Origin of the sequence: Streptomyces sp. NPDC005494 (assembly GCF_042872025.1) — a bacterium.
Classification (GTDB): Bacteria; Actinomycetota; Actinomycetes; order Streptomycetales; family Streptomycetaceae; genus Streptomyces.
On the sequence record NZ_JBIAJR010000004.1, the window covers coordinates 461482 to 487050 of the forward strand.

19 protein-coding genes and 1 riboswitch are annotated in these 25569 nt (G+C 71.8%); of the genes, 6 read left to right on the plus strand and 13 right to left on the minus strand.

Annotation, left to right across the window (positions count from 1 at the left end; translation table 11 throughout):
• Positions 1-80 precede the first annotated feature (80 nt).
• Complete coding sequence (locus tag ACFYQ6_RS15730) at positions 81-1325, plus strand: MFS transporter (RefSeq protein ID WP_388763341.1); 1245 nt, start codon at positions 81-83, stop codon at positions 1323-1325.
• Positions 1285-2604, plus strand: a complete 1320-nt coding sequence (locus tag ACFYQ6_RS15735) for a D-arabinono-1,4-lactone oxidase (RefSeq protein WP_361575822.1) — start codon at positions 1285-1287, stop codon at positions 2602-2604. Before ACFYQ6_RS15730 ends, ACFYQ6_RS15735 begins: the two co-directional genes overlap by 41 nt.
• 78 nt (positions 2605-2682) lie before the next feature.
• Here the strand turns inward: ACFYQ6_RS15735 and ACFYQ6_RS15740 are convergent, their stop codons facing one another.
• Positions 2683-3729: a hypothetical protein gene (locus ACFYQ6_RS15740; RefSeq protein ID WP_388763343.1), complete on the minus strand. Its 1047-nt coding sequence runs from the start codon at positions 3727-3729 to the stop codon at positions 2683-2685.
• A gap of 493 nt (positions 3730-4222) precedes the next feature.
• Between ACFYQ6_RS15740 and sepH the strand changes: the two genes are divergently transcribed.
• Positions 4223-5287 carry a septation protein SepH gene (gene sepH, locus ACFYQ6_RS15745; RefSeq protein WP_361575816.1) on the plus strand — a complete coding sequence of 355 codons (1065 nt, stop codon included), beginning with the start codon at positions 4223-4225 and terminating at the stop codon, positions 5285-5287.
• A 161-nt stretch (positions 5288-5448) separates the two neighbouring features.
• On the opposite strand, the gene ACFYQ6_RS15750 is transcribed toward sepH, so the two are convergent.
• Entirely contained in the window at positions 5449-6276 is an 828-nt protein-coding gene (locus ACFYQ6_RS15750; protein ID WP_388763345.1) for a sulfurtransferase, read from the minus strand.
• Between the two features lie 240 nt (positions 6277-6516).
• On the opposite strand from ACFYQ6_RS15750, the gene ACFYQ6_RS15755 reads away from it, so the two are divergent.
• Positions 6517-7293, plus strand: a complete 777-nt coding sequence (locus ACFYQ6_RS15755; protein WP_361575810.1) for a VOC family protein — start codon at positions 6517-6519, stop codon at positions 7291-7293.
• 173 nt (positions 7294-7466) lie between these two features.
• On the opposite strand, the gene ACFYQ6_RS15760 is transcribed toward ACFYQ6_RS15755, so the two are convergent.
• The 7 genes from ACFYQ6_RS15760 to ACFYQ6_RS15790 all read right to left on the minus strand — a co-directional run bounded on the left by ACFYQ6_RS15760 (position 7467) and on the right by ACFYQ6_RS15790 (position 17194).
• The gene (locus ACFYQ6_RS15760; protein WP_361575807.1) at positions 7467-9260 is read right to left on the minus strand and encodes an ABC transporter ATP-binding protein; all 1794 of its coding nucleotides are present in this window, start codon (positions 9258-9260) and stop codon (positions 7467-7469) included.
• Between the two features lie 176 nt (positions 9261-9436).
• Entirely contained in the window at positions 9437-9880 is a 444-nt protein-coding gene (locus ACFYQ6_RS15765) for an SRPBCC family protein (protein ID WP_361585195.1), read from the minus strand.
• Positions 9881-10260: 380 nt separating this feature from the next.
• A complete protein-coding gene (locus tag ACFYQ6_RS15770) occupies positions 10261-11523 on the minus strand; it encodes a DUF6357 family protein (protein ID WP_388763348.1) in 1263 nt (420 codons plus the stop codon).
• Between the two features lie 90 nt (positions 11524-11613).
• Entirely contained in the window at positions 11614-12264 is a 651-nt protein-coding gene (locus ACFYQ6_RS15775) for a thymidine kinase (RefSeq protein WP_361585191.1), read from the minus strand.
• A 58-nt stretch (positions 12265-12322) separates the two neighbouring features.
• Positions 12323-13513 (minus strand): alkaline phosphatase family protein, encoded by a 1191-nt coding sequence (locus ACFYQ6_RS15780; RefSeq protein WP_388763350.1) that lies wholly within the window; start codon positions 13511-13513, stop codon positions 12323-12325.
• Positions 13513-14109, minus strand: coding sequence for a DUF5998 family protein (locus ACFYQ6_RS15785; protein ID WP_356743110.1), 597 nt, complete (start codon positions 14107-14109; stop codon positions 13513-13515). The genes ACFYQ6_RS15780 and ACFYQ6_RS15785 overlap by 1 nt, the downstream gene beginning before the upstream one ends.
• Before the next feature lie 106 nt (positions 14110-14215).
• Entirely contained in the window at positions 14216-17194 is a 2979-nt protein-coding gene (locus ACFYQ6_RS15790) for a GNAT family N-acetyltransferase (protein ID WP_388763352.1), read from the minus strand.
• A gap of 164 nt (positions 17195-17358) precedes the next feature.
• Between ACFYQ6_RS15790 and ACFYQ6_RS15795 the strand changes: the two genes are divergently transcribed.
• On the plus strand, positions 17359-17640 hold the full coding sequence (locus tag ACFYQ6_RS15795; RefSeq protein WP_356743106.1) for an HPr family phosphocarrier protein: 282 nt from the start codon (positions 17359-17361) through the stop codon (positions 17638-17640).
• A gap of 165 nt (positions 17641-17805) precedes the next feature.
• Here the strand turns inward: ACFYQ6_RS15795 and ACFYQ6_RS15800 are convergent, their stop codons facing one another.
• From ACFYQ6_RS15800 to ACFYQ6_RS15815, 4 genes are all read right to left on the minus strand, one after another.
• Positions 17806-18504, minus strand: coding sequence for a GntR family transcriptional regulator (locus tag ACFYQ6_RS15800; protein ID WP_388763355.1), 699 nt, complete (start codon positions 18502-18504; stop codon positions 17806-17808).
• Positions 18505-18759: 255 nt separating this feature from the next.
• Positions 18760-19554, minus strand: a complete 795-nt coding sequence (locus ACFYQ6_RS15805) for a M23 family metallopeptidase (protein ID WP_361585178.1) — start codon at positions 19552-19554, stop codon at positions 18760-18762.
• Positions 19555-19567: 13 nt separating this feature from the next.
• Positions 19568-19739: riboswitch (cyclic di-AMP (ydaO/yuaA leader) on the minus strand.
• Positions 19740-19948: 209 nt separating this feature from the next.
• Positions 19949-21331, minus strand: a complete 1383-nt coding sequence (locus ACFYQ6_RS15810; RefSeq protein WP_388763431.1) for a M16 family metallopeptidase — start codon at positions 21329-21331, stop codon at positions 19949-19951.
• Between the two features lie 26 nt (positions 21332-21357).
• A complete protein-coding gene (locus ACFYQ6_RS15815; protein ID WP_361585176.1) occupies positions 21358-22710 on the minus strand; it encodes a pitrilysin family protein in 1353 nt (450 codons plus the stop codon).
• A 246-nt stretch (positions 22711-22956) separates the two neighbouring features.
• Between ACFYQ6_RS15815 and ACFYQ6_RS15820 the strand changes: the two genes are divergently transcribed.
• Complete coding sequence (locus tag ACFYQ6_RS15820) at positions 22957-25407, plus strand: DNA topoisomerase (ATP-hydrolyzing) subunit A (RefSeq protein WP_388763358.1); 2451 nt, start codon at positions 22957-22959, stop codon at positions 25405-25407.
• Positions 25408-25569: the final 162 nt, after the last annotated feature.

Sequence of the window (25569 nt, forward strand, 5' to 3'; positions counted from 1 at the left end):
GCGCGTCATGGACGTTCGGTGGGCGCCCGTAAGCTGTATCGGCCCCCCGTACACCTGTCAGGCTTCACCGGAGCTCTCCCTTGCCCAGCCCCTACCGCGCCATCTTCGCCGCCCCCGGCGCCCGGGAATTCTCGGCGGCCGGATTCTTCGGGCGGATGCCGCTGTCCATGATGGGGATCGGCGTCGTCACGATGATCTCCCAGCTCACCGGCCGTTACGGGCTGGCGGGTGCGCTGTCGGCGACGCTCGCGATGGCGGCAGCGGTCGTGGGGCCGCAGGTGTCCCGGCTGGTCGACCGCCACGGGCAGCGCCGTGTACTGCGCCCCTTCACCCTGTTCGCCGCCGCGTCGGTCGCGGGGCTGCTGGTCTGTGCGCAGCAGCGGCTGCCCGACTGGACGCTGTTCGTCTTCGCGGCGGGCGCCGGCTGCGTCCCCAGCGTGGGCTCGATGGTCCGGGCCCGCTGGGCGGAGATCTACCGGGGCTCGGGCCGGCAGCTGCACGCCGCGTACTCCTGGGAGTCGATCGTCGACGAGGTGTGCTTCATCTTCGGGCCGATCGTCTCCATCGGCCTGTCCACCGCCTGGTTCCCGGAGGCCGGACCGCTGATCGCCGGGGTGTTCCTGGTGATCGGCGTCTTCTGGCTGACGGCCCAGCGCGCCACCGAGCCCAGGCCGCACCCCAAGGAGCACCACACGGGCGGATCGGCGCTGCGTTCGTCCGGGCTCCAGGTGCTGGTGGTCACGTTCGTCGCCACCGGGGCGATCTTCGGGGCGGTGGACGTGGTGACGGTGGCCTTCGCCGAGGAGCTCGGCCACAAGGCGGCGGCGAGCCTCGTGCTGGCGGTCTACGCGCTCGGTTCCTGTCTCGCGGGAGCCGTCTTCGGGCTGCTGCACCTGCGGGGCAAGCCGTCCACCCGGTGGCTGGTGGGGGTGTGTGCGATGGCCGTGAGTATGATCCCCCTCCAACTGGCCGGGAGCCTGCCGTTCCTGGCCGTGGCGCTCTTTGTCGCGGGCCTCGCCATCGCACCGACGATGGTCACCACCATGGCCCTCGTCGAACAGCACGTACCGCGCACGCAGCTCACCGAGGGCATGACCTGGACCAGTACCGGACTCGCGGTCGGAGTGGCGCTCGGCTCCTCCGCCGCGGGCTGGGTGGTCGACGCCTCGGGGGCCGAGGCGGGGTACGCGGTGCCCGCCGTGGCGGGAGCGCTCGCGGCCGCGGTGGCGTTCCTGGGGTATCGCCGGCTCGCGGGGCCGGCTCCTAGGGGAGGGCGCGGGGAAGATGACCGACACCTACGCACGGACGACGAGCACGTGGCGTAACTGGGCGGGCAACGTCAGTGCCCGGCCCGCGCGCGTGGCGTCCCCGGCCTCCGTCGGCGAGCTCGCCGAGGTGCTCCGCAGGGCGTCCGAGGACGGTCTGACCGTCAAGCCCGTCGGCACCGGCCATTCGTTCACGGCGACCGCCGCCACCTCCGGGGTCCTCGTGCGCCCGGACCTGCTGACCGGCATCCGGGACATCGACCGTACGGCCATGACCGTCACGGTCGAGGCGGGCACCCCGCTGAAGCGGCTCAACGCCGCGCTCGCCCGCGAGGGGCTCTCCCTCACCAACATGGGCGACATCATGGAACAGACGGTCGCCGGGGCCACCTCGACGGGCACCCACGGCACCGGCCGGGACTCCGCTTCGATCGCCGCCCAGATACGCGGCCTGGAGCTGGTCACGGCCGACGGCACGGTGCTGCGCTGCTCCGCCGACGAGCACGCGGACGTCTTCGCCGCGGCGCGCGTGGGGCTCGGGGCGCTCGGCGTGATCACGGCCCTCACCTTCGCGGTGGAACCGGTCTTCCTCCTGACGGCCCGCGAGGAGCCGATGACCTTCGACCGGGTCACAACGGATTTCGATCAGCTGGTCGCCGAGAACGAGCACTTCGAGTTCTACTGGTTCCCGCACACCGGGAACTGCAACACCAAGCGCAACAACCGCAGCGCGGGCCCTGCGGCCCCTCCCGGCCGGGTCAGCGGCTGGATCGAGGACGAGCTGCTCTCCAACGGGATCTTCCAGGTCGCGTGTTCGGTGGGCCGGGCGGTCCCCGCCGCCATCCCCTCCATAGCCGCGCTCTCCAGCCGCGCACTGTCGGCGCGCACGTACACCGATATCCCGTACAAGGTGTTCACCAGCCCCCGGCGGGTGCGCTTCGTCGAGATGGAGTACGCCCTGCCGCGCGAGGCCGCGGTCGAGGCGCTGCGCGAACTCAAGGACATGGTCGAGCGCTCGCCGCTACGGATCAGCTTCCCCGTCGAGGTGCGCACGGCTCCGGCGGACGACATCACGCTCTCCACCGCCTCCGGCCGGGAGAGCGCCTACATCGCGGTGCACATGTACCGGGGCACGCCCTACCAGGCGTACTTCACCGCCGTCGAGCGCATCATGACGGGCTACGACGGCCGGCCGCACTGGGGCAAGATCCACACCCGGGACGCCGCCGCCCTCGCGGGCACCTACCCCCGGTTCGGCGAGTTCACCGCACTGCGCGACCGGCTCGACCCGGGCCGGCTGTTCGCCAACGACTACCTGCGCCGGGTGCTCGGGGACTGACCGCGCCGCCACCGGCCGCCGCGCCGCGAAGGGACCGGCGCCGCGCCTGAGCCGGGGGCGGCTGGAGGGGTCAGCCGGTCACCGCTCCGCGTCCGCTCCTGCCGCGCCGTCCTCCTGGGCCGGGGCCCCGTCGGTCACCGTGGGGTCCGGCGCGACCGACGGAGCGTCCTCGCCAGGTGTCGCGGGGGCGGTGGTCTCCGGTGTCGCACCGCCGGAGACGGAAGGCGTCGGGGTGGGGTCCGCCGTCGAACCGTCGCCACCGGTCGTGCCGGGCTGCGCGCTCCGCCCGTCCCCCGTGTCCGTACCGGGCGTGGTCGCCTCCCCTCCGTCCGGGCGGCCCCCGTCGTCGCCGTTCCCCTCCTCGCCGGTGCCGCCCGTGTCGGACGAGGGTTCGGGCGAGGTCGCCCCCGCACCGCTGTCGCCGCGCACGACCGAACCGACGGTCGTGCCTCCGTTGCCCCCGAGGTCGTGCCCCGAGGCCAGTTCGTACACCGTGATTCCTGCCATGGACAGGACGAATACGCCGGTGGCGGCGAGCGCCGAGCGCTTCCATCCGCGGACGCGGGTGCCGTGCGTACGGGCATCGGAATAGGCGTCGTCCGGCAGCGCTCCCTTGGGACCCGGCACACCGGAGTGCGGGCCGCCGGGGCCCGCGTCCCGGGGGACCTGCCCGAGCAGCGTCGTGGCGTCCAGGTCGCCGGGCCTGGCGCGGCGCAGCACCGTGGTGGGGTCCGCGCCGGGTTCGACCGCGTGCAGCACCGTGGTGGACTCCGCGTGGGGTTCCACCGCGCGCAGCAACGTCGTCGGGTCGTCCTCGGGCCGCCGCGGCGCGGGCGTCGTCTCGCGCGTGCGCACCGTGACCTGACGGCCCGCCGGATGCTTCACCTGGACGGTGACTTCACGGATCTGCTCGCCCGTGCGGCGGAAGAAGTGCTGGAAGACGGATCCCCCGCAGGTGGCCACCACGCTCATCACGCCGGCGCCCGCGATCGTCCCGTACACACCGAGCTGCGAGGCCATCACCGCCGCCGCCACCGCGGCGACCGCGCTGCCCGCCACCTGCGGCAGGCTCAGATCTATGCGCCTTTCCTTGCGTTCCGCATCACTCTGCGGCTTCTGAACCATGATCAGCCCCTGCTCGACAACTACCCCACCTTGCACCAGGAAGGGACATTTGAGCGAATCAGATAGTTCCATTTCTGGAGATTTTGTGAAGCAGCACACGCGCCAAGGGCATGTCACGGACGGCGGGGTACCCAACTCCCGTACCCGGTGAGAACTTGGACGGCGCGCCGTCCACCCTGGTGGCCCGAATGGAGTACTGTGGCGAGCCCTGGGGCCGGACTCCCACACGGGTATCCGGAACCTACGGGAGGGAGCCGAAAGGCACCCGAACCGGCGGCGCCGCGGCATCGCACGGGCGCCTGCTACATGGAGCGACCAACCGGTCGCTCCGCGTTGTGAACAGGTAACCGTGCCATCGCGGCGGTCCAGGGCCAAGGCCCGACACGCCGGGTAACTTGGCAAGGTTGTGGCAGGCTGAACCCGGGCAGGTCACACTCGACTAGCGGAAGCAGCGACGCACGTGACGTCGGCAGGCACCACCCGGGAGGTTCCCATGCCCGAACTGCGTGTCGTGGCCGTCTCGAACGACGGCACACGACTGGTGCTCAAGGCTGCGGACAGCACGGAGTACACGCTTCCGATCGATGAGCGGCTGCGTGCCGCCGTGCGCAACGACCGCGCCCGGCTCGGCCAGATCGAGATCGAGGTGGAGAGCCATCTCCGCCCCCGCGACATCCAGGCGCGGATACGCGCAGGCGCCTCCGCCGAGGAGGTCGCCCAGTTCGCCGGCATCCCGGTGGACCGGGTACGCCGCTTCGAGGGCCCTGTGCTCGCGGAGCGTGCCTTCATGGCCGAGCGGGCCCGGAAGACTCCGGTGCGACGCCCGGGCGAGAACACCGGCCCTCAGCTCGGCGAGGCGGTGCAGGAGCGCCTCCTGCTGCGCGGAGCCGACCGGGAGACCGTCCAGTGGGACTCGTGGCGCCGGGACGACGGCACCTGGGAGGTCCTCCTGGTCTACCGCGTCGCGGGCGAGCCGCACTCCGCGAGCTGGACGTACGACCCGCCGCGCCGCCTGGTCCAGGCCGTGGACGAGGAGGCGCGCTCGCTGATCGGCGAGACCGACGACGTCGCGGCGCCGGAGCCGAGCTTCCCGTTCGTGCCCCGGATCGCGCGGCTGCCCCGCGACCGGCCGCTGGACCGGGCTCTCGACCGCCAGATCGAGCGCCCCTCCCCCTCCCCCGTCGAACCGGAGGAGCGGGTGAGCGGTGTGTCCGCCGGTGAGCGCGACTCGCTGACCAGCCTGCTGGAGGCGGTACCCAGCTTCCGCGGGGACATGGTCGTGCCGGAACGGCCCTCGCAGCCGGAACCGCCCGCGCTCGAGCCCGCCTCGCAGGAGGAGCCCGAGGCGGACGAACCTCCGGCCGCGGCGGCGTCCGCCGGTGCCGGTTCCGCCTACGCGGATGTGCTGATGCCTCGCGCCGTGGCCGGCCACCGCGACCGGCTGACCGGAACCACGGACCGGCAGGCCGAGGCGGACGGGGTGCGCCCGGGTCGCCGGGCGGCGGTGCCGAGCTGGGACGAGATCGTCTTCGGCACCCGCCGTAAGAAGCAGGACTGAGGTCCCGGACGGATCTTCCGTGACCTGGGCGAGGGCCCGCACGCCGAGGCGTCCGGGCCCTCGCTCCTTTGCGTGCACGGACGCCGCGGTCCCTCACCGGGACGCTCGAGGCGCCCTGGGCTCGGAGGTCCGGGACGTACAGCCGGCCGTCACCCTCTCTGTCAGTGCGGGGCCGGACCGGTGGCGACGGGGCGGGACTCGTCCGCGGACCACTCCGACCAGGAGCCGGCGTACAGCGCGGCCCGCTGCCCGGCGATCTCCAGCGCCAGCACCTCGTGGGCGCCCGAGACACCGGAGCCGCAGTAGACGCCGACCTCGGTCGTGCCGTCGGCGCCCAGGGCCGAGAACCGGGAGGCGAGCGTTCCGGCGGCCAGGAAGCGGCCCTCCGCGTCGACGTTCTCGCTGGTCGGGGCGGACACCGCGCCCGGGATGTGACCGCCGACGCGGTCGATCGGCTCCACGTCCCCGCGGTAGCGCTCCGCGGCACGCGCGTCGAGCAGCAGGCCGGAGCGGGCCAGTTCCGCGGCCCCGTCCGCGTCCAGCAGCCCGAGCGCTCCCGGCTGGGGCCGGAAGTCCCCCTCGGCGGGCGCCGGGATCGTGGTGGTGAGCTCACCGGTCCACGCGGCGAGACCGCCGTCCAGGACGCGGACGTCCGCGTGACCGGTCCACCGCAGGAGCCACCAGGCGCGGGCGGCGGCCCAGCCCTGGCCGCCGTCGTAGACCACCACCGGGGCGTCCCGGCGCACTCCGGCGCGCCGCATGACGGCCCCGAAGGCCTCCGGGTCGGGCAGGGGGTGACGGCCGCCGCTTCCGGGCGGTCCGGCGAGCTCCGCGTCCAGATCGACGAACACCGCTCCCGGGAGGTGCCCGGCTTCGTAAGCGGCACGGCCGTGCGGGCCGCCGAGCTGCCAGCGGACGTCCAGGAGCACCGGCGGGCGCGGGCCGGTCGACTCGCTCTGGTATTCGGATGCGGTGATGATGGGCTTCATGGGGGCCATCTTCGCGCAGCGACCCCCCCAGCCCGGCGCCCCACCGATACGCATGTACCGCCTCAAAACGGACTTCGGGACAATCGGAAGCCCCGAAACGCGGCGCGGCCGGGGTGCCTCGGGGCCTGAGGGGTGCAAGCATCTGCACGGAGCGTGTGCACCCGTATCCGTACCCCTGGACGCCGTGCAGTTCCCGTCCCCCCGTACGGCCACCCCGATGGTACGAGGAGAGAGAAGAAGATGACCGAGGCTGCCACCCGGCGCCCGCCCGGAGCACCGTGCTGGGTGAGTCTGATCGTGCACGGCCTGACCGCCACGCAGGAGTTCTACAGCACGCTGTTCGGCTGGGAGTTCCGGCCCGGGCCCGAACAACTGGGGCCTTACGTCAGGGCCCTGTTGAACGGCAAGGAGGTTGCGGGCATCGGGCAGTTGCCGCCGGACCGGCACCTGCCCGTCGCCTGGACGACCTATCTCGCCACGGTCGACGCGGACGCCACGGCGGAGGCGATCCGTTCCTGCGGCGGGACGGTGGCGGTCGGTCCGCTCGACGCCGGGGACGCCGGCCGGCTCGCGATCGCCTCCGACCCGGGCGGAGCGGTGTTCGGCATCTGGCAGGCCGCCGAGCACCTCGGTACGGCCCTCGCGGGCACACCCGGCACCCCGGTGTGGAACGAACTGGTGACGCGCGAGACCTCGTCGGTCGCGAAGTTCTACCAGGCCGTCTTCGGGTTCGAGATCGAGGCGGTCGTCTCGGCCGATTTCGACTACCAGACGCTGCACCTCCAGGGCCGCCCCGTTGCCGCCCTGCACGGCGTGGGGCATGCCCTGCCACGCGACAGGGGTCCGCACTGGATGACCTACTTCCAGGTGGCCGACACCGACGAGACCGCGGCACGTGTGGTGGAGCTCGGCGGACGCGTACTCCAGCCACCGCGTGAGGGGTCGACGGGGAGACTGGCCACGGTGGCGGACCCGGAGGGTGCCGTGTTCACGATCGTCCGGCCGCCGGACCGTTGAGGGCCCGGCGTGGCCATGCCCCGTCACTCTTCACTGCGTGACGCGGGGCGCGGCCCGGGCGAGGTGGTGGCCGCCTTCCTCGCGGGGCCGGCCGGGGCGACCCGCGCGTCAGGACGCCGCAGGCCGCCGGGCTCCGGCTCCGGCTCCGGCTCCGGCTCCGGGAACCTCCGTCGTCACCTCGGCTGGGCCGGCTGGAGCCCCGCGTACACACCGCCGGTACCGAGCAGTTCCTCGTGCGTTCCCACCTCGGCGATCCTGCCTCCCTCCATGGCCACGATGCGGTCGGCGCCCTGGATCGTGGAGAGCCGGTGGGCGACGACGAAGACGGTCCTGCCGTGCACGAGCCGCGTCAGGGCCTCCTGGACGAGCGCTTCGGAGCGGTTGTCGAGCGCGGAGGTGGCTTCGTCGAGCACCAGCACCCGCGGATCGCGGATCAGCGCCCGGGCGATGGCCAGCCGCTGCTTCTGACCGCCCGACAACTGCGCGCCACGCTCCCCGATGACCGTCTCCAGGCCCTGCGGCAGGCCTTCCACGAACTCCAGCGCGTTGGCGTCCCGGAGAGCACGCATCAGCGTCTCCTCGTCCGTGTCACCCATGCCGTACGTGACGTTGTCGCGGATGCTGCCCTCGAACAGGATGGACTCCTGCGGCACCACCGACAGGAAGCGCCGGTAGGTGCGGAGATCGAGGCCGGCCATGTCGGTTCCGTCGAGCAGGATGCGGCCGGAGGTCGGCCGGATGAAGCCGATGAGCAGGTTGAGGACCGTCGACTTGCCCGCCCCCGAGGCTCCGACCAGCGCGATGGTCTCGCCGGGCCGCGCGGACAGGGTGAACCCCTCGACCGCGGGCTCCCCGTCGTAGGCGAATCCGACACCCTCGAAGTCGATCCGGCCCGTGACGCTCTCCACCCGGGCCTTGCCGGCGTTGTTCTCCAGGTCGGGCGCCTGGAGCACCTCGCCCGCCGAACGCACCGACTCGAGGCCCTTGGTGAGGATGGGGGCCAGACCCAGAAGAGTCGTCACCGAGCCTGTCAGCACGGTGAAGAACGCGCTGAGCATCACCACGTCACCGGCGGTGATCGCCATCCAGCCGTGGTACGAGACAAGGGCGGACCCCGTGAGACACAGGACGCCGAGCGTGTTCAGGATGACCCAGGCCAGCGAGCCGAAGCGGCCGTTGATCATGTCCAGACGCAGCCCGGCCGCGAACACCTGACGCAGTGAGCCGTCGACCCTGCCGAGCGCGGTCCTTTCGAGGCCGTGGGCGCGGGTGATGGGGATGAGGGTGGTCATCTCGCCGACGCGGGAGGAGAGTTGTTCGACCTCGCGGCGGAAGGACTCGTTGTGGCTGCGCAGCCGCCCGCGCAGCTTCATGACCAGGAAGCCCGCGGCGGGCACCACGACGAGGAAGACGGGCAGGAATTCGGGCACGCGTACGCCGATGACGACGAGTCCGCCGATCAGCGTGACGACGGCTCCGAGCCCCATGTCGGAGCTCTGCTGCACCATTTGCTCCACGGCCTCCACATCGCGGACGACCTTGGCCTGGAGCACGCTCGAACTGACCCGCGAGTGGTAGCCGATGGAGAGCTGCTGCATCCGCCGGCACAGCGCCGAGCGCAGGGTGATGCCCATGCGGCGGATGCTCCCGCCGAGGAAGCGGACGTACCACTGGTGGAGCGGATAGTTGATCACGAGGATGAACAGCAGGACGCCGGCGGACTTCCAGATCCCCGACTCGGGACCGTGCTCGACGACCACGTCGAGGACGGTCGCGGTGATCAGTGGCAGCAGCCAGATGGGGCTGTGCTTCACGACGAAGATGGCGACCGCCAGGGCCAGTCGGCCGCGGTCGGGCCGGAAGAGGTGGCCGAGGGTACGGACCGGGTTCTCGCCGCGGTAGCGGTGATCGAGGTGGTCGAAGGGTGCCAGGGGTTCGGCGGAGAGCGGGGAAAGCGCTTTCTTCATGGGGATCATCCCACCTGTTCCCCCCCTCCGGCGACAACCCCCGTCCACACAAAGAGACGGCCGACGGGCGAAACGGGCTCCCCGTTGCACGGGGTACGGACGCCCGCACGGCAGCGGCCCGTACACACCCCGGGTGTGTACGGGCCGCTGCCGTGCGGCGGGAGGCGCCCCAGGGGTCACAGCCCCCGGGGACCGTCGCCCGCCGCCGTCGCCTCGGCCAGCTTCTGGAACTCGCCCAGGTCGTAGTTGGCCAAAACCGAATCGAGGTTCGTCAAGGCACCGAGGTGCTCCACGAAGCCGTTGGGGTCGTACTCGATCTGCAGGGCGACCCGGCTCGATGTGTCGTCGAGCCGGTGGAACGTGACCACACCGGCGTGGTGCACACCCTCGATGGTCTTCCAGGCGATGCGGTCCTGCGGGACGACCTCGGTGAGCTCCGCGACGAAGCCCTTGTCGGCGCCCGGCAGGGACAACTGCCAGGAGAACCGGCGCTCGTCCATCGGGTCGACGCGGCGGACGTGGCTCAGGAACTTCGGCCACTGCGTCACGTCGCTCCACAGGGCCCACGTGACGGCGAGGGGCGCCTTGATGTCGACGGTCTCGACGAGGGAGGAGGACATGGAGATCATCCTTCTTTCACTCGGTTGCGGCTTGCGCTGCCGCCTACCCGGCCTTCGGCGATGCACGCATGGCCACCGGCACCCGAGCGCGTCAGCGCCCTGGGCAACCGGAAGGACGTAGCGCACTGGGCGACCGGAAGGACGTCCGGTGACCGCGCACCCGCCTCGTCCACGCTCGCGTGCCCGCCCCTCTCCCGGGCAGCCGTTCACGGGACAGCCGTACTCATCCGCCCGCGAGCCCGCCTCGAACATGGCTGCGTCGGCCGGAGCGCGGAACTCCCGGAACCGCTGCTCCGCCGGTCCTTCCGACGGCGCGTGCGGACGCCCTCACTCGGCCGCAGCGGTCCTTCGGACGGTTCGCACGCGCGCTCCCGCCGGCTCTACCGGGCGTCGCGCTGCCGGCGCGCGCGCTCGAACTCGGCGGCGTCCGGCATCCACGGGCCGTGCTGTTCGAGTGCGGCGCAGCCGCCGCGGACGAAGGCGCTCACCAGCTTGCGGTACCCGCCCATCCCGTCGACCAGGCTGTACTCGACCCGGTACTCCGGATCCGCCCCGCCTCTCCCCTTGCGCACCGTCGTGATCCGGGCGATGGAGTCCGCGTAGAAGTGGAGCTGGATCCCTTCGCCCTTCTCCTCGTCCTCGATGGTGAACACCTCGTTGTCCGAGGCGGAGCGATCACCGACGAACTCCCAGAACTCCGCGGTGGCGGTGCGGGATCCGCCCGGGCGCCACTTCTTCTCGGCGCCCTTGTCGTCGGTGAACGACAGGGCCGTCCTCCTCGCGCCCCCACCGGCGCGTGCGAGGCCGTCGGCGGGCTCCTCCTCATCGTCCATGGGTGCGCTCCTTGAGCGGTCCGCTGCCTCCGAGCACATCAGGAAGCTGACCGTACGCAGCGCGTCATCGACGAGCTCGGGGTGTGCGCGGCGCACGGCCGCGTCGACCGCCGTCGTCATCCGGTCCCAGTCGCGCTTGTCCGTGGCCCGCTTCCCCCGTCGCGGATCGCGGCCGATCCGCATCCCGGCGCACGCCTGCTCCGCGGTCGCGATCACCCGCATGACCTCCGGCAGCAGCGTGGGGTCGACGGCATCGGGCGTCCGCCTCGGAACGGTCGCGCCGTGCAGGTACTGGCCCGTGTACTTCAGGATCGCGGCGTCGAGCGGACCGAGCACCACTCCGCGCTCGGCGCGACGGCGGTCCGCGTGGTACTTCTGAGCCCGCTTGCCGTCGGACGTCTCCGTCGCCGCGCGCATCGCCGCGCAGACCTGACCGCGCTCGAGCAGATCGATGTCGGCCCCATGGGCGATGAGCCGGCCCTTGTCCCAGGGGATGCGCCGGAAGAACGCGTCGACGTCCGCCGGCTCGGAGAGGAGGATCGGGTCCAGGAGCGCGACGGCAGCGGCCTCGTCGAGTGGGCCCCGGGTCCCGGCCTCGTCGCACAGCGGAAGGACCGCGCTCCACAGCAGCAGGTGTCTGGCCAGGTCCTCACGGATCACCACGAGATGGGTTTCGCCGATCGAGAAGGTGAACGTGCGGGGCTCGTGGTTGGCGTCGGCCCCGGCGCCGAGCATCAGCCTGAGTTCACCGTCCTCGCGGATCACGTTCGGGATCCAGCCGCTCGCGCGCGTGAAAACGATGTCTCTCATGGGCTCAGTGTTCCCCATCGGACGGGACCGGCGAGCCCCGCCTGCACCGCTGCGACCGGCCGCTCCCGTTCGCACCGCGCCGCCGGCGCGTCAAGGAGATGACACGGGCAGAACATCCGGGGACAGTGCGCCCGCGCGAACGGAGGAGGCAGTCATCCGGCGCCGGTGATGACGGCGGCAGAGCACCTCGTAGCCGATCTCACCCATCGGCCGGTTCACGTCACCGACCACGACCTGCGCCCCCTGGACGACCATCTCACCGTCTATGGTCCGCGCGTTGTGCGTGGCACGGGCCCCGCACCAGCAGAGAGCCTCGACCTGCAACTGCTCGACCCGGTCGGCCAGTTCGATCAGCCGCTGCGAACCGGGGAACAACTTCGTGCGGAAGTCCGTCGTGATGCCGAAGGCGAAGACGTCCATGTCCAAGTCGTCCACGACGCGCGCCAGTTGATCGATCTGGGCCGGAGCCAGGAACTGCGCTTCGTCGACGATGACGTAGTCGACCCGGCCCCCCTTGGTCAGCTGTGCGACCAGGTACGCGTACAGGTCCATCCCCTCGTCCGCCTCGACAGCCTCCGTCACCAGCCCCAGCCGTGAGGACAGCTTGCCCTCACCCGCCCGGTCGTCCCGGGTGAAGATCACGCCCTGAAGCCCTCGGGCGGAGCGATTGTGCCCGATCTGGAGCGCCAGGGTGCTCTTTCCGCAGTCCATCGTTCCGGAGAAGAACACGAGCTCGGGCATGAGGAGAAGCGCGCCTTTCGGGTGCGGATGCGGTGTGCGGGGGGGTGCGCGAGGGGGGTCAGGAGCGTACTTCGAGGAGCGGAACGAGCTGTTCCACGGAGGTCAGTGAGCCGTGCATCCCCACCATCCGGGACTCATGGGGCTCGTTGACCGACGCGGTGATCACCACGTCGTCGTGAGCCGCGGCCACCACGTCGCCGATCCTGCCGTACACGCGCTCGTCGATCCGCGGCCCGAACCAGCCCGCCGCGACGGCCTCGTCTCGGCTCGCCACCCAGAACTGCTCGCCGAGCACTTCGCGCCAGACGGCGAGTACGTCGGCCTGGGCACCGGGAACCGCGTACACATGGCGGGCCCGGCCCTCCCCGCCCAGCAGGGCCACGCCCGCGCCCAGCTCCCAGTCCTCGTCGAAGTCGATACGGGACTGCTCGCCGAACGGGATGTCGATCATGCCGTGGTCGGCGGTGATGTACAGCGCCGAGCGCGGCGGGAGCTGCTCGGCGAGACGCTGGGCGAGCCCGTCCACGTACATCAGCTGGCCCCGCCAGGCATCGGAGTCCGTACCGAAGCGGTGGCCCTGGCCGTCGACCTCGCTGTAGTAGGTGTAGACGAGGGACCTGTCACCGGCGGCGAGGCGCTCGGCGGCGACGTCCATCCGTTCCTCGCCGGAGAGCCGGCCGAGGAAGGAACCGCCGCTGAGCGCGACCTTGGTCAGGGGCGTCTGCTCGAAGTCCGGGGCGGAGACCTGCGCGGTACGTACGCCGGCGGCGTCCGCGAGGGCGAAGACCGTGGGGTAGGGCTGCCAGACCTTGGGCGCGGTCCAGGGCTTCCAGCGGAGCTGGTTCATCAGCTCGCCGGTCTCCGGGTTGCGCACGGTGTATCCGGGAAGGCCGTGCTCGCCCGGGGGCAGGCCCGTGCCGACCGAGGCGAGCGAGGTGGCCGTGGTGGACGGGAAACCCGAGGTGAGCGGCCTGCCGGTGCCGCCGCGGGACGTGGGGAGCAGGGAGTGCAGGAAGGGCGCCTCGTCCGGGTGGGCCTTGATCTGCTCCCAGCCGAGACCGTCGATCAGGAAGACGCAGTTGCGGTCGGCCGGGGTGAGCTCCGGGATCGTCGCCTCGAAGCCCGGGACGCCCTGGCCCGCGGCCAGCGTCGGCAGGAGGTCGGCGAGCGAGCCGCTGCCGTACTCGGGAACGGGCGCGGTCTCGGGATCGAGCAGGACCGGGTCCTGCCAGGCCGGCGGCTGCGTCATCAGCGGGTGGTGGCCGCGGTGGCGGCCGTGGCCTCGGAGAGTGCCTGGGCGAAGGCGAGGGTCTGGCGCACGGTGTCCGGGCCGTCCCCGGCCTCGCTGACGCGCAGGCTCAGGTCGTCGGCGGTGGAGCTGCCGGTGTAGCCGTGGTCGGCCTCGCAGTTGGGGTCACCGCAGGCGGCGGGCTCCAGGTCGATGCGGGAGACGGCACCCCAGCCGATCGTCAGGACGACCTCGCGGGGCAGCGTGCCGGGCACGTACTTCTCGGGGTTGGCGACCACACGGCTGACCACGACGGACGAGATCCGGTCGAGCTTGACCGACTCGGTGGACGTCGTGGCGTACGGAGTCGGGGAGCTCGTGTCGGCGGCCTGCTCGTCGGTGTGGCTGACGATGAAGCGGGTGTCCGTCAGGACGAGGACCGTGACGTGGCGTCGCACCTCGTTGGAGTCGAAGGTGGTCTCCTGGTGGACCAGGTACGACGCGACCGGCTCCCCGCCGACGGCGGCCTCCACCGCCTCGGCCACGAGGGCCGGGTAGTAGCCGCTGCGCTCGATCGCCGCGCGCAGCCCCTGGGTCGTCGTACCGGTCTTTGCCATAGGGACCATCCTACGGGGGGCCGGTGGCTGCCGGGCACGCTGTGCGCGGGTCGGCGGGCGGTCAGCAGGCAGGGAACCAGCGGGAGGGCCGACGTCACCGCACGGGTCAGTAGCTGGGGAGCCGGCGGGGGCCGAGGTCACTGCGGGCGGGCGGCGGGGCGAGCCGCACACTCGCTCCGAGGACGGTCAGGCCCTTCGTGGCGACGACGACGGGCTCCAGGGTGACCGAGACCACCTCGGGGTGGTCGTCGACCAGCCGGGACACCCTCAGCAGCAGCTCTTCGAGCGCCGCTGTGTCCGCCGGCGCGGACCCGCGCCAGCCGAACAGCACCGGAGCCGCCCTGATGGAGCGGATCAGCTCGGCAGCGTCGCGGTCGGTGACGGGTACGAGACGGTGCGCGGTGTCGCCGAGCAGTTCGGAGGGCGCGCCGGCCAGCCCGAAGGAGAGGACGGCGCCGGCGGCGGCGTCGATCGACGCCTTGACGACGGTGTCGACCCCCCTGGGTGCCATGGCCTGGACCACGGGGCGGAGTTCGGCCGGTGTGCCCAGCAGCTCGGTGAGTTCCCCGTAGGCCCGGCGCAGCGCGTTCTCGCCGGCGAGGTCGAGCCGGACGCCACCGAGGTCGGCGCGGTGGCGGAGATGGGGGGCGGTGGTCTTCAGTGCCACCGGGTAGCCGAACTCGGAGGCGGCAGCCACGGCTTCCTCGGGATCCGGGGCGGGAAGGGCGGGCCGGACGGCGATCCCGTAACGGGCGAGCAGTTCGCTTGCCTCGTCCGGGGTGAGCGGGCGGCCCCGCGGGTCGGGGCCGGGGCCCAGCAATGTGTCGATCAACGCGGCGGCCCCCGGTTCGTCGATCGTGTCGTCCAGGAATTCGGGAACCTTGCCGGGGGACGCTGCCTGGCGCCGCCACTGTGCGTACTTCACGGCCTCGGCGAGGGCGCGTACGGCTCGTTCGGCGGCGGGGTAGGCGGGGATCCGGCCGGCGGAGGAGCCGGGGCCGCCCGTACCCGCCGGTGCCGGATCGCCGGTGGCCGCGGTGTCGCCCGTCCCCCGGGCGGGGGCCGTGGCACGGGCTGCGTCCGGCGCCGGCGTCCGCAGCCGCGCCGCCGGTTCCGCCACGGCGCCCAGGGCCGTCGCGGGGGACTCGGGTCCGGGTCGTGGTTCCTGCGTCGTGCCGGGGGCGGTCGTGCGGGGCCGGGGCGCCGCCGTGCTCGTGGCGGCGGCGAGGGCCGCCGCCAGGCCGCCCATCTCCACGTGCACCACGGCCACCGGCTTGGCCGGGCCGCCGGCCGCGGCCTCGCGCAGCGCGGCAGCCAGGGTCTCGCCGTCACCGGTCTCGGCCTCGCCGTTCTCCCCCACCCACGGGATCGCGGTCACGATCACCGCGTCGCAGGTCCGGTCGGCGAGCGCATCCTCGAGTGCGTCCCGGAAGTCCTGCGGTCCGGCGGCCGTGGTGAGATCGCGCGGCGGCCGTGGGCGCAGCCCCTCGGCGAGGCAGGCGTCGTAGGTGAGGAGGCCGAGGGACTCGGAGTTGCCCAGGATCGCCACCCGAGGCCCGTCCGGCAGTGGCTGGCCCGCGAGCAGCAGGCCCACGTCGACCAGCTCGGTCACGGTGTCGACACGGATCACGCCCGCCTGCCGCATCAGCGCGGAGACCGTCGCGTCCGGGATCCGGCTGACAGGGACGGCGTGGCCCGGCGGGGTGGATCCGCTGTGCCGCGCCCCCTTCACCACGACCACGGGCTTCACCGCGGCCGTGCGGCGGGCGAGCCGGGTGAACTTGCGCGGGTTGCCGAGCGACTCCAGGTACAGCAGGGCGACGTCGGTGCCCTGGTCCTCGTACCAGTACTGCAGGAAGTCGTTGCCGGAGACGTCGGCCCGGTTACCGGCGGAGATGAAGGCCGACAGCCCGGCTCCGCGCCGGTGGAGACCGGAGAGGACGGCGATCCCGATGGCGCCGGACTGGGTGAAGAGGCCGATGCGCCCGGGCTGCGGGGACTCGGGGGCGAGCGAGGCGTTGAGGCGGACCGATGCGGAGGTGTTGATGATGCCGAAGGCGTTGGGGCCGATGATCCGCATGCCGTACGAGCGTGCCTGCCGGACCAGTTCGCGCTGCCGCTCCCGCCCTTCGGCGCCCTGCTCCGCGTAACCGGCGGAGAGGACGACGAGTCCCTGGACCCCGTGTTCTCCGCAGTCCATGACCGCCTGCGGGATCCGGTCGGCGGGGACGGCCACGACCGCGAGATCGACCTGTGCGCCGATCTCGCCCACGGAACGGTAGGCGGGCACCCCGTCGACGCTCTCCTGACCCGCGTCGAAGGACGTGTTCACCGCGTACGCGCGCCCGGTGAAGCCCGAGCCCAGGAGGTTGCGCAGCACCGTGCGGCCCACTCCCCCGGGCGCGCGTCCGACGCCCACGACCGCGACGGAGCCGGGCGTCAGCAGGCGCTGCACCGAGCGGGCCTCGGCCCGCTGCTCACGGGCGCGCTGGACGGCCAGGGACTCCGCCGTGGGTTCGATGTCGAGGGTGAGATGGACGGACCCTTCCTCGAAGCTGCGCTGCTGGGTGAACCCGGCGTCCCGGAAGACCTTGATCATCTTGTTGTTGGCGGGCAGCACCTCCGCGGCGAAGCGGCGGATGCCACGTTCCCTGGCGACCGCCGCGATGTGTTCGAGGAGGGCCGACGCGACGCCCCGGCCCTGGTGGGCGTCCTGGACGAGGAAGGCGACCTCCGCCTCGTCCGCGGGGGCGGAGGCCGGCCTGCCCTGCCCGTCGATGCGGTCGTAGCGCACGGTCGCGATGAACTCGCCGCCGACCGTGACAGCCAGTCCCACCCGGTCGACGTAGTCGTGATGGGTGAAGCGGTGCACGTCGCGGGCGGAGAGGCGCGGGTACGGGGCGAAGAAGCGGTAGTACTTCGACTCGTCGGACACCTGCTCGTAGAAGCTGACGAGACGCTCGGCGTCGTCCGTGGTGATGGGCCTGATGCGCGCGGTGCCACCGTCACGGAGCACCACGTCCGCCTCCCAGTGGTCGGGGTACGCGTGGTGCGGACTCTGCTCCGGCGAGGGCGAGGGCTCCATGGGCAAAGCCTACGGCTCGTCGCACCGGTCGCGTCGGCATTGCGGCGGGGGCACGCTGAGGGTGCCGGCGGGCGGTGCGCGGGCCGGCGGCGAGCCCAGAGCAGGCAGTGCACACCGCATGAGACACTGGTCTAGACAACCATTGATACGTGAAGGGCAGAACCATGGCTGAGCGCCGCGTCAACGTCGGTTGGGCCGAGGGCCTGCACGCCCGCCCCGCTTCCATCTTCGTCCGTGCCGCCACGGCCTCCGGCGTCCCGGTGACGATCGCCAAGGCGGACGGCAACCCCGTGAACGCCGCCTCCATGCTCGCGGTGCTCGGCCTGGGCGCCCAGGGTGGCGAGGAGATCGTGCTCTCCTCCGAGGCGGACAACGCCGAGGTCGCTCTGGACCGTCTGGCGAAGCTGGTCGCCGAGGGGCTGGAGGAGCTCCCGGAGACCGTCTGAATCCGGCCGGTCCGGAATCCTTTCTGCGGATAAGCCGCGGCACCCCCTCTCCGGGAGCCGCGGCTTTTCTGTTTCACAAACGGGCAGCGGCACACCTCGCACCCGAATTAGGGCAGCAGAAACAAAGCCCCGCGACAATTACCTTCTTTGTATACGGCGCAATTGTTAATGACGTGCTCCCGCGATGTTTACGGGGTGTTGCGAAGTCCTCACCCGCACGCCGCCCGCCGTCCCGCCGGGCGGCCGGCGCAGCCGGTGCGCGGCGCTGGCCCGCTCGGCGTGCTGGGCGGCGAGCGCCCTGGCCCGTTCGGCGTCCCCGCGCGCCACGGCGTCCACGAGGGCACCGTGCTCCGCCCAGGAGTCCGCGGGGCGGGCGGGCTGTTCGACGGAGTACATCCACGTGATCTTGTGCCGGAGCTGGGTGAGCAGCGCGATCAGGGCGGGGCTGCCCGACGCCTGCGCCAGCGTCTCGTGGAACCAGCTGCCCAGCGAGCGCAGATCCTCCCCCTCGCCGCGGCGCACCCGCTCCTGCCCCAGCCTGACCAGGCCTCGGAGCACCTTGAGGTGGGCGTCGGTGCGTCGCTGCGCCGCCCGGGCCGCCCCGAGGGGCTCCAGGAGCATGCGGATCTCCAGGAGGTCCGCGGCCTCCTGCTCCGTCGGCTCGGCGACGCAGGCCCCGGCGTGCCTGCGGGTGACGACGAACCCCTCGGACTCCAGGGTGCGCAGCGCCTCGCGCACCGGGACGCGTGAGACGCCGTAACGTCGCGCGAGCACCTCTTCGGTGAGGCGGCTGCCGCGTTCGAAGACACCGGAGACGATGTCGTCACGGATCGCCGTGCATACCGAATGCGCGGGAATGCGCATGTCCGAACCTCCGCCTTAATCCCCGCGAAACGCGGCCGATCGACGCCTGTTCTGTGACTCTATTGCAATCCGCGGGAATTTCCGATGGCGGGGTGGAATCCGTGGATTGCTTTTGGCCGTCGGACACTTCCGCGCATGCTCCGAGGGCACCCGCCAGGGCACGGCGAAGGCCCCGGCGGGTGAGCCGGGGCCTTCGTGCCGAACTCCGGCGACGAGCGGGGAACTTCGTGCGGAGCGTCGTCGTGCGGAGACCGGTCAGACCTGGACGCCGTGGGCGCGGAGGTAGGCGACCGGGTCCATGTCGGACCCGTAGTCGGGGGTGGTCCGGGCCTCGAAGTGCAGGTGCGGGCCTGTGGAGTTGCCGGTCGAGCCGGAGAGGCCTATCTGCTGGCCCGAGGTGACGCTCTGGCCGACCGAGACACCGATCGACGAGAGGTGGCCGTACTGGGTGTAGGTGCCGTCCTTCATCCGGAGCACGATGTTGTTGCCGTACGCACCGCCCCAGCCCGCCTCGACGACCGTACCGGCGCCGACCGCGACCACGGAGGAGCCGGACGCCGCCTGGAAGTCCACTCCGGAGTGGCTGCCGGAGGACCACAGCGCGCCACCCGACTTGTAGCCGGTGGTCACGTGGGAGCCGGCGACCGGGAGGTGGAAGGCGTTCAGCCGGGCGCGCTCGGCGGCGCGGGCCGCACGGGCCTCGGCCGCGCGGGCCTCCTTGGCGCGGGCTTCGGCCTTGCGCTTCGCCTCCGCCTTGGCCTCGGCCTTCGCCTTGGCCTCCGCCTTCGCCTTGGCGGCGACCTCGGCCTGGTGCTGCTGAGCATCCGCCTGGGCGTCGATCTGGGCGGCGAGCGTGAGGTCGAGGGAGACGGTCTGGGTCAGACCGGTGCTGCTCGCGGTGACGGACTCGGAATCCGCGGCGAGGGCCGGGGAGGCCGTGGCGCCGATGACGCCGGTGGTGGCCAGGGCCGCGATGCCGGCGACGTGGGCGCTCCTGCGCGTCAGGCGGCTCGGGGCACGGTGCTTCCCGGTGGCACGGATGAACGCCATGTAAGGGCTGGTCCTTTCCTTCCTTCTCGCCTACCGGGTTAGCTGACGGGTTCGGAGCAGGAAGGTCTCCTACGAGCCCCTCCGCGTCTCGTGCGAGGCGCGGGGGTGCCCGATTCACCCCAGGGACTTCATGGGTCCCCGGCTCCCCAGGCTCGCGCCTGACGGGGACTCGGCGATGACTGTCCGGCGCCGCGGGCGCGGCATACGTCTGACGAACAGCCGCGCTGACGGTAGGTCGGGCCGCTTCGGGGAACCAAACGGAAAGGGCCTTATGTCGCACATCCCACAGGGCATATACGCATCTTCGATGCCAAACCGGACAGACGAACGGACCCCGGCGGGCATGTGCCCACCGGGGTCCGTTCTGTCACGCCCCGAAGCGAAATCTCCGCTTTCAGCCGCTGACGACCGACACCTCACCGATACCCAGTGCCCGGACGGGCTCGGCGATCTGCGCCGCGTCCCCCACGAGCACGGTGACCAGCCGGTCCACCGGGAACGCGTTGACCACGGCCGCGGTCGCCTCGACCGTGCCGGTCTCGGCCAGCCGCGCGTAGAGCTGGGCCTGGTAGTCGTCCGGCAGGTGCTGCTCGACCTGGTCGGCGAGCGTGCCGGCCACCGACGCGGCCGTCTCGTACTTCAGCGGGGCCACACCCACCAGGTTCTGCACGGCGGTCTCGCGCTCGGCGTCGGTCAGCCCTTCGGCCGCGAGAGTGCGCAGGACCTTCCACAGGTCGTCGAGCGCGGGCCCGGTGGACTCGGTGTCCACGGAGCCGCTGATCGCGAGCATCGCGGCGCCGGTCGCTCCGGAGGAGGAACCGGGGGCGGTGGAGCGCAGCACCTGGCCGAACGCCCGGACACCGTAGGTGTAGCCCTTCTCCTCACGCAGCACGCGGTCCAGCCGCGAGGTGAGCGTGCCTCCGAGGCAGTACGTGCCGAGGACCTGCGCGGGCCACACGCTGTCGTGCCGGTCCGCCCCGATACGGCCGATCAGGAGCTGCGTCTGCACGGCTCCGGGACGGTCCACGATGACCACGCGGCCGGTGTCGTCCGCGGTGATCGGAGGGACCGGGCGGGCCTGGGCGGTGTTGCCCGACCAGTCACCGAGGGTGTCGGCGAGCAGGGCGTCGAGGTCCACCCCCGTGAGGTCGCCGACGACGACCGCGGTCGCGGTGGACGGACGGACATGGGCGTCGTAGAAGGCGCGCACGGCCGCGGCGTCGATCCCCCGGACCGTCTCCTCGGTGCCCTGGCGCGGACGCGACATCCGTGCCGTCGCGGGGAAGAGTTCCTTGGAGAGCTGCTTGGCGGCCCTGCGGGCCGGGTTGGCCTGCTCGTGCGGGATCTCGTCGAGCCGGTTGCCGACCAGGCGCTCGATCTCGCTCTCCGCGAAGGCGGGGGCCCGCAGCGCCTCGGCGACCAGGCCGAGGGCCTTGGCCAGCCGGGAGACCGGGACCTCCAGGGAGACCCGGAGACCCGGGTGGTCGGCGTGCGCGTCCAGGGTGGCGCCGCAGCGCTCCAGCTCGGCGGCGAACTCCTCCGCGGAGCGCTTGTCCGTCCCCTCGGACAGGGCCCGCGCCATGATCGTGGCCACGCCGTCCAGGCCCTCGGGCTCGGCGTCCAGGGGCGCGTCGAGGGAGATCTCCACGGCCACGACCTGCTGGCCGGGGCGGTGGCAGCGCAGCACGGTCAGGCCGTTGGGCAGGGCGCCGCGCTCGGGCGCGGGGAAGGCCCACGGCCTGGCCTCGCCGGCGGTGGGCTGCGGGTGGTACTGCATCGCTACTCCAGTCACGGCGGCGTCGGTCACTTGTCGGCCCCTTCGTGCGCGTCGGTGCCGTCCGTCTCGTCGGCCGGCTCGACCGGCTCGTAGACCAGGACCGCGCGGTTGTCGGGACGCAGGTGCGCCCGGGCGGCCTCCTTGACCTCGTCGGCCGTCACGTCGAGCACGCGGCCCACCGCGGTCAGGGCGAGCTGCGGGTCACCGAACAGGACGGCGTAGCGGCACAGTTCGTCGGCACGGCCTGCGACCGTGCCGAGCCGGTCCAGCCACTCGCGCTCCAACTGCGCCTGCGCCCGTTCCATTTCCTCGGGCGTGGGGCCCTCCTCGGCGAAGCGGGCCAGCTCCTCGTCGACGGCGGCCTCGATCTGCGGCACCTCGACGCCGCCGGACGTCTTGACGTCCAGCCAGCCCAGCGAGGGCGCGCCGGAGAGCCTGAGCAGCCCGAACCCCGCTGCGACCGCCGTACGGTCACGGCGGACCAGGCGGTTGTGCAGCCGTGAGGACTCGCCGCCGCCGAGCACGGTCAGCGCCAGGTCCGCGGCGTCGCACTCCCGGGTGCCGTCGTGCGGCAGCCGGTAGGCGGCCATCAGCGCACGCGCGGGAACCTCCTCGTGGACCACCTCGCGCAGCTGCTCCCCGATGACGGCGGGCAGCGTGCCGTCCCGCGGGGGCTGCTTGCCGTCGTGGGAGGGGATGGAGCCGAAGTACTTCTCGATCCAGGCGAGCGTCTGCTCCGGGTCGATGTCCCCGACCACGGAGAGCACCGCGTTGTTCGGCGCGTAGTACGTACGGAAGAACGCCTGCGCGTCCTCCAGCGTCGCCGCGTCCAGGTCGGCCATCGAGCCGATCGGCGTGTGGTGGTAGGGGTGGCCCTCCGGGTAGGCGAGCGCGGTGAGCTTCTCGAACGCGGTGCCGTACGGGACGTTGTCGTAGCGCTGGCGGCGCTCGTTCTTGACGACGTCGCGCTGGTTCTCCATGGACTCCTCGTCGAGCGCGGCGAGCAGTGAGCCCATCCGGTCGGCCTCGAGCCACAGGGCCAGCTCCAGCTGGTGCGTGGGCATCGTCTCGAAGTAGTTGGTGCGCTCGAAGCTGGTGGTGCCGTTGAGGGAACCGCCCGCCCCCTGCACCAGCTCGAAGTGCCCGTTCCCCTTGACCTGGCCCGAGCCCTGGAACATCAGGTGCTCGAAGAGGTGAGCCAGACCGGTGCGTCCCGCGACCTCGTGGCGGGACCCGACGTCGTACCAGAGGCAGACCGCGGCGACCGGGGTCAGATGGTCCTCGGAGAGCACCACGCGCAGGCCGTTGGCCAGACGGTGCTCGGTCGCCGTCAAGCCGCCGGAACCGGCCTGGGCTGTGGCCGTGTGACCCATGGGCATGTACGTCCCTTCGATCGGTACAGGATTTCCTGCCGGACCTGCCACTCTAAGCAAGCGCACGGGCACCTGGCGAAGTTCCCGCTGGGTGAATGTTGTCGTAGATGCTGCCGTAAACACGGGCCCGGCACAGGCCCTCGGGACCGCTTCGGACGGGTCGAGGTCGGGGTTGTCGGTACGGCGGTCCACAATGGTCGGCGTCAGAACCTGAGGTTGCCCGACAGAATCTGTGAAGGAGTCGCAGCCGCGATGGCCCGCCGCAGCACGAAAACCCCGCCGCCGGACGACTTCGAGGAGAAGATCCTCGACATCGACGTCGTCGACGAAATGCAGGGCTCCTTCCTCGAGTACGCGTACTCGGTGATCTACTCCAGGGCTCTCCCCGACGCGCGCGACGGCATGAAGCCCGTGCACCGCCGCATCGTGTCCCAGATGAACGAGATGGGGCTGCGTCCCGACCGCGGCTACGTGAAGTGCGCCCGTGTCGTGGGCGAGGTGATGGGCAAACTGCACCCGCACGGTGACGCGTCGATCTATGACGCACTGGTGCGCATGGCACAGCCGTTCTCGATGCGCCTGCCTCTCGTCGACGGACACGGAAACTTCGGCTCGCTCGGAAACGACGATCCGCCGGCCGCCATGCGGTACACCGAGTGCCGGATGGCCGACGCCACGTCCCTGATGACGGAGTCGATCGACGAGGACACCGTCGATTTCCAGTCGAACTACGACGGCCAGGAGCGGGAACCGGTCGTCCTTCCCGCCGCGTATCCGAACCTCCTGGTCAACGGTGCGTCCGGGATCGCGGTCGGCATGGCGACCAACATGCCACCGCACAACCTCGGCGAGGTCATCGCCGCGGCCCGCCACCTCATCCGGCACCCGGGCGCCGACCTCGAAACCCTGATGCGCTTCGTCCCCGGCCCCGACCTGCCGACAGGCGGCAGGATCGTCGGACTCGGTGGCATCAAGGACGCGTACGCCGCCGGGCGCGGCACGTTCAAGATCCGCGCCACGGTCGCCATAGAGAACGTCACGGCGCGCCGCAAGGGCCTCGTCGTCACCGAACTGCCCTTCACCGTCGGTCCGGAGAAGGTGATCGCGAAGATCAAGGACCTCGTCGGCTCGAAGAAGCTCCAGGGCATCGCGGACGTCAAGGACCTCACCGACAGGGCGCACGGTCTGCGCCTGGTGATCGAGGTCAAGAACGGCTTCGTGCCCGAGGCCGTCCTGGAGCAGCTCTACAAGCTGACGCCGATGGAGGAGTCCTTCGGCATCAACAACGTGGCTCTCGTCGACGGGCAGCCGCTCACCCTGGGGCTCAAGGAGCTCCTCGAGGTCTACCTCGACCACCGCTTCGACGTGGTGCGACGGCGCAGCGAGTTCCGCAGGACCAAGCGCCGCAACCGGCTGCACCTGGTCGAGGGCCTGCTCGTCGCGCTCCTCGACATCGACGAGGTCATCCGACTCATCCGGGACAGCGACAACTCCGCCCAGGCGAAGGCGCGCCTGATGGAGCGCTTCTCGCTCAGCGAGATCCAGACGCAGTACATCCTGGACACCCCGCTGCGCAGGCTGACCCGCTTCGACCGGATCGAGCTGGAGAGCGAGCGCGACACCCTCAACGACGAGATCGCCAAGCTGACCGCGATCCTGGAGTCGGACGCCGAGCTGCGCAAGCTCGTCTCGTCCGAACTCGCCGCCGTGGCGAAGAAGTTCGGTACCGACCGGCGCACCGTTCTGCTGGAGTCGGCGGGTTCGCAGGTCGCGTCCGTCCCCCTGGAGGTCGCGGACGACCCGTGTCAGGTACTGCTCTCCTCGACCGGTCTGCTGGCCCGTACGGCGAACGCCGAGCCGGTCGTCCAGACCGAGGACGCCAGGCGCACCAAGCATGATGTGATCGTCTCGGCGGTCGCCGCGACAGCACGCGGGGACGTGGGTGCGGTGACGTCCACGGGACGGCTGCTGCGGCTCTCCGTGATCGACCTCCCGCAGCTGCCGGATACACACGCGGCCCCCAGCCTCTCGGGCGGGGCTCAGATCTCGGAGTTCCTCACGCTGGGGACGGACGAGGAGCTGGTCTGCCTCACCACTCTGGACGAGGACGCGCCGGGCCTGGCCATCGGCACCCTTCAGGGGGTGGTGAAGCGTGTGGTGCCCGACTACCCGGCCAACAAGGACGAGTTGGAGGTCATCTCGCTGAAGGACGGTGACCGTATCGTCGGGGCGACGCAGCTGCGTACGGGCGAGGAGGACCTCGTCTTCATCACGTCCGACGCCCAACTGCTGCGCTACCCGGCCGCGTCGGTGCGTCCGCAGGGGCGCCCGGCGGGCGGCATGGCGGGAGTCAAGCTCACTGCCGGCGCCACGGTGCTGTCGTTCACCGCGGTGGATCCGGCGGCGGACGCCGTGGTGTTCACGGTCGCCGGGTCGCACGGCACGCTGGACGACTCGGAGCGCACCTGGAAGCTCACCCCGTTCGACCAGTATCCGCGCAAGGGCAGGGCCACCGGAGGGGTGCGCTGCCAGCGCTTCCTCAAGGGGGAGGACGTACTGGTGTTCGCCTGGGCGGGCGGGGCCCCGGCACGTGCCGCGCAGAAGAACGGCTCGCCGGCCGAGCTGCCGGCTCCGGATCCGCGCCGTGACGGCTCGGGCACACCGTCGACGAGCCCCGTCGCGGTGGTCGCCGGATCGCTGTAGGGCCCGTCCGGACGGCGCGGGGCCACGTGCCTCGTCGCCGTCCGGGGGTTCCGTCCCGCCTGGGGGTCGCGGGTTCGCCGTCCCGCCCGGGTCTTCCGCGTCCGCCGCCCCGCCCGGGGGTGGCGAGTTCCACGTCCCGCCCGGGGGTTCCGCGTTCGCCGT

What these genes read in the sequence shown, in the direction of transcription:
- ACFYQ6_RS15770 (WP_388763348.1), bottom strand. Translation starts at nt 11,523, where the DNA reads ATGAGAGACATCGTTTTCACGCGCGCGAGCGGCTGGATCCCGAACGTG.
- ACFYQ6_RS15735 (WP_361575822.1), top strand. Translation starts at nt 1,285, where the DNA reads ATGACCGACACCTACGCACGGACGACGAGCACGTGGCGTAACTGGGCG.
- ACFYQ6_RS15785 (WP_356743110.1), bottom strand. Translation starts at nt 14,109, where the DNA reads ATGGCAAAGACCGGTACGACGACCCAGGGGCTGCGCGCGGCGATCGAG.
- ACFYQ6_RS15790 (WP_388763352.1), bottom strand. Translation starts at nt 17,194, where the DNA reads ATGGAGCCCTCGCCCTCGCCGGAGCAGAGTCCGCACCACGCGTACCCC.
- ACFYQ6_RS15795 (WP_356743106.1), top strand. Translation starts at nt 17,359, where the DNA reads ATGGCTGAGCGCCGCGTCAACGTCGGTTGGGCCGAGGGCCTGCACGCC.
- ACFYQ6_RS15820 (WP_388763358.1), top strand. Translation starts at nt 22,957, where the DNA reads ATGGCCCGCCGCAGCACGAAAACCCCGCCGCCGGACGACTTCGAGGAG.
- ACFYQ6_RS15780 (WP_388763350.1), bottom strand. Translation starts at nt 13,513, where the DNA reads ATGACGCAGCCGCCGGCCTGGCAGGACCCGGTCCTGCTCGATCCCGAG.
- ACFYQ6_RS15805 (WP_361585178.1), bottom strand. Translation starts at nt 19,554, where the DNA reads ATGGCGTTCATCCGTGCCACCGGGAAGCACCGTGCCCCGAGCCGCCTG.
- ACFYQ6_RS15765 (WP_361585195.1), bottom strand. Translation starts at nt 9,880, where the DNA reads ATGTCCTCCTCCCTCGTCGAGACCGTCGACATCAAGGCGCCCCTCGCC.
- ACFYQ6_RS15755 (WP_361575810.1), top strand. Translation starts at nt 6,517, where the DNA reads ATGACCGAGGCTGCCACCCGGCGCCCGCCCGGAGCACCGTGCTGGGTG.
- ACFYQ6_RS15740 (WP_388763343.1), bottom strand. Translation starts at nt 3,729, where the DNA reads ATGGTTCAGAAGCCGCAGAGTGATGCGGAACGCAAGGAAAGGCGCATA.
- ACFYQ6_RS15760 (WP_361575807.1), bottom strand. Translation starts at nt 9,260, where the DNA reads ATGAAGAAAGCGCTTTCCCCGCTCTCCGCCGAACCCCTGGCACCCTTC.
- ACFYQ6_RS15810 (WP_388763431.1), bottom strand. Translation starts at nt 21,331, where the DNA reads ATGCAGTACCACCCGCAGCCCACCGCCGGCGAGGCCAGGCCGTGGGCC.
- ACFYQ6_RS15750 (WP_388763345.1), bottom strand. Translation starts at nt 6,276, where the DNA reads ATGAAGCCCATCATCACCGCATCCGAATACCAGAGCGAGTCGACCGGC.
- sepH (WP_361575816.1), top strand. Translation starts at nt 4,223, where the DNA reads ATGCCCGAACTGCGTGTCGTGGCCGTCTCGAACGACGGCACACGACTG.
- ACFYQ6_RS15815 (WP_361585176.1), bottom strand. Translation starts at nt 22,710, where the DNA reads ATGCCCATGGGTCACACGGCCACAGCCCAGGCCGGTTCCGGCGGCTTG.
- ACFYQ6_RS15800 (WP_388763355.1), bottom strand. Translation starts at nt 18,504, where the DNA reads ATGCGCATTCCCGCGCATTCGGTATGCACGGCGATCCGTGACGACATC.
- ACFYQ6_RS15775 (WP_361585191.1), bottom strand. Translation starts at nt 12,264, where the DNA reads ATGCCCGAGCTCGTGTTCTTCTCCGGAACGATGGACTGCGGAAAGAGC.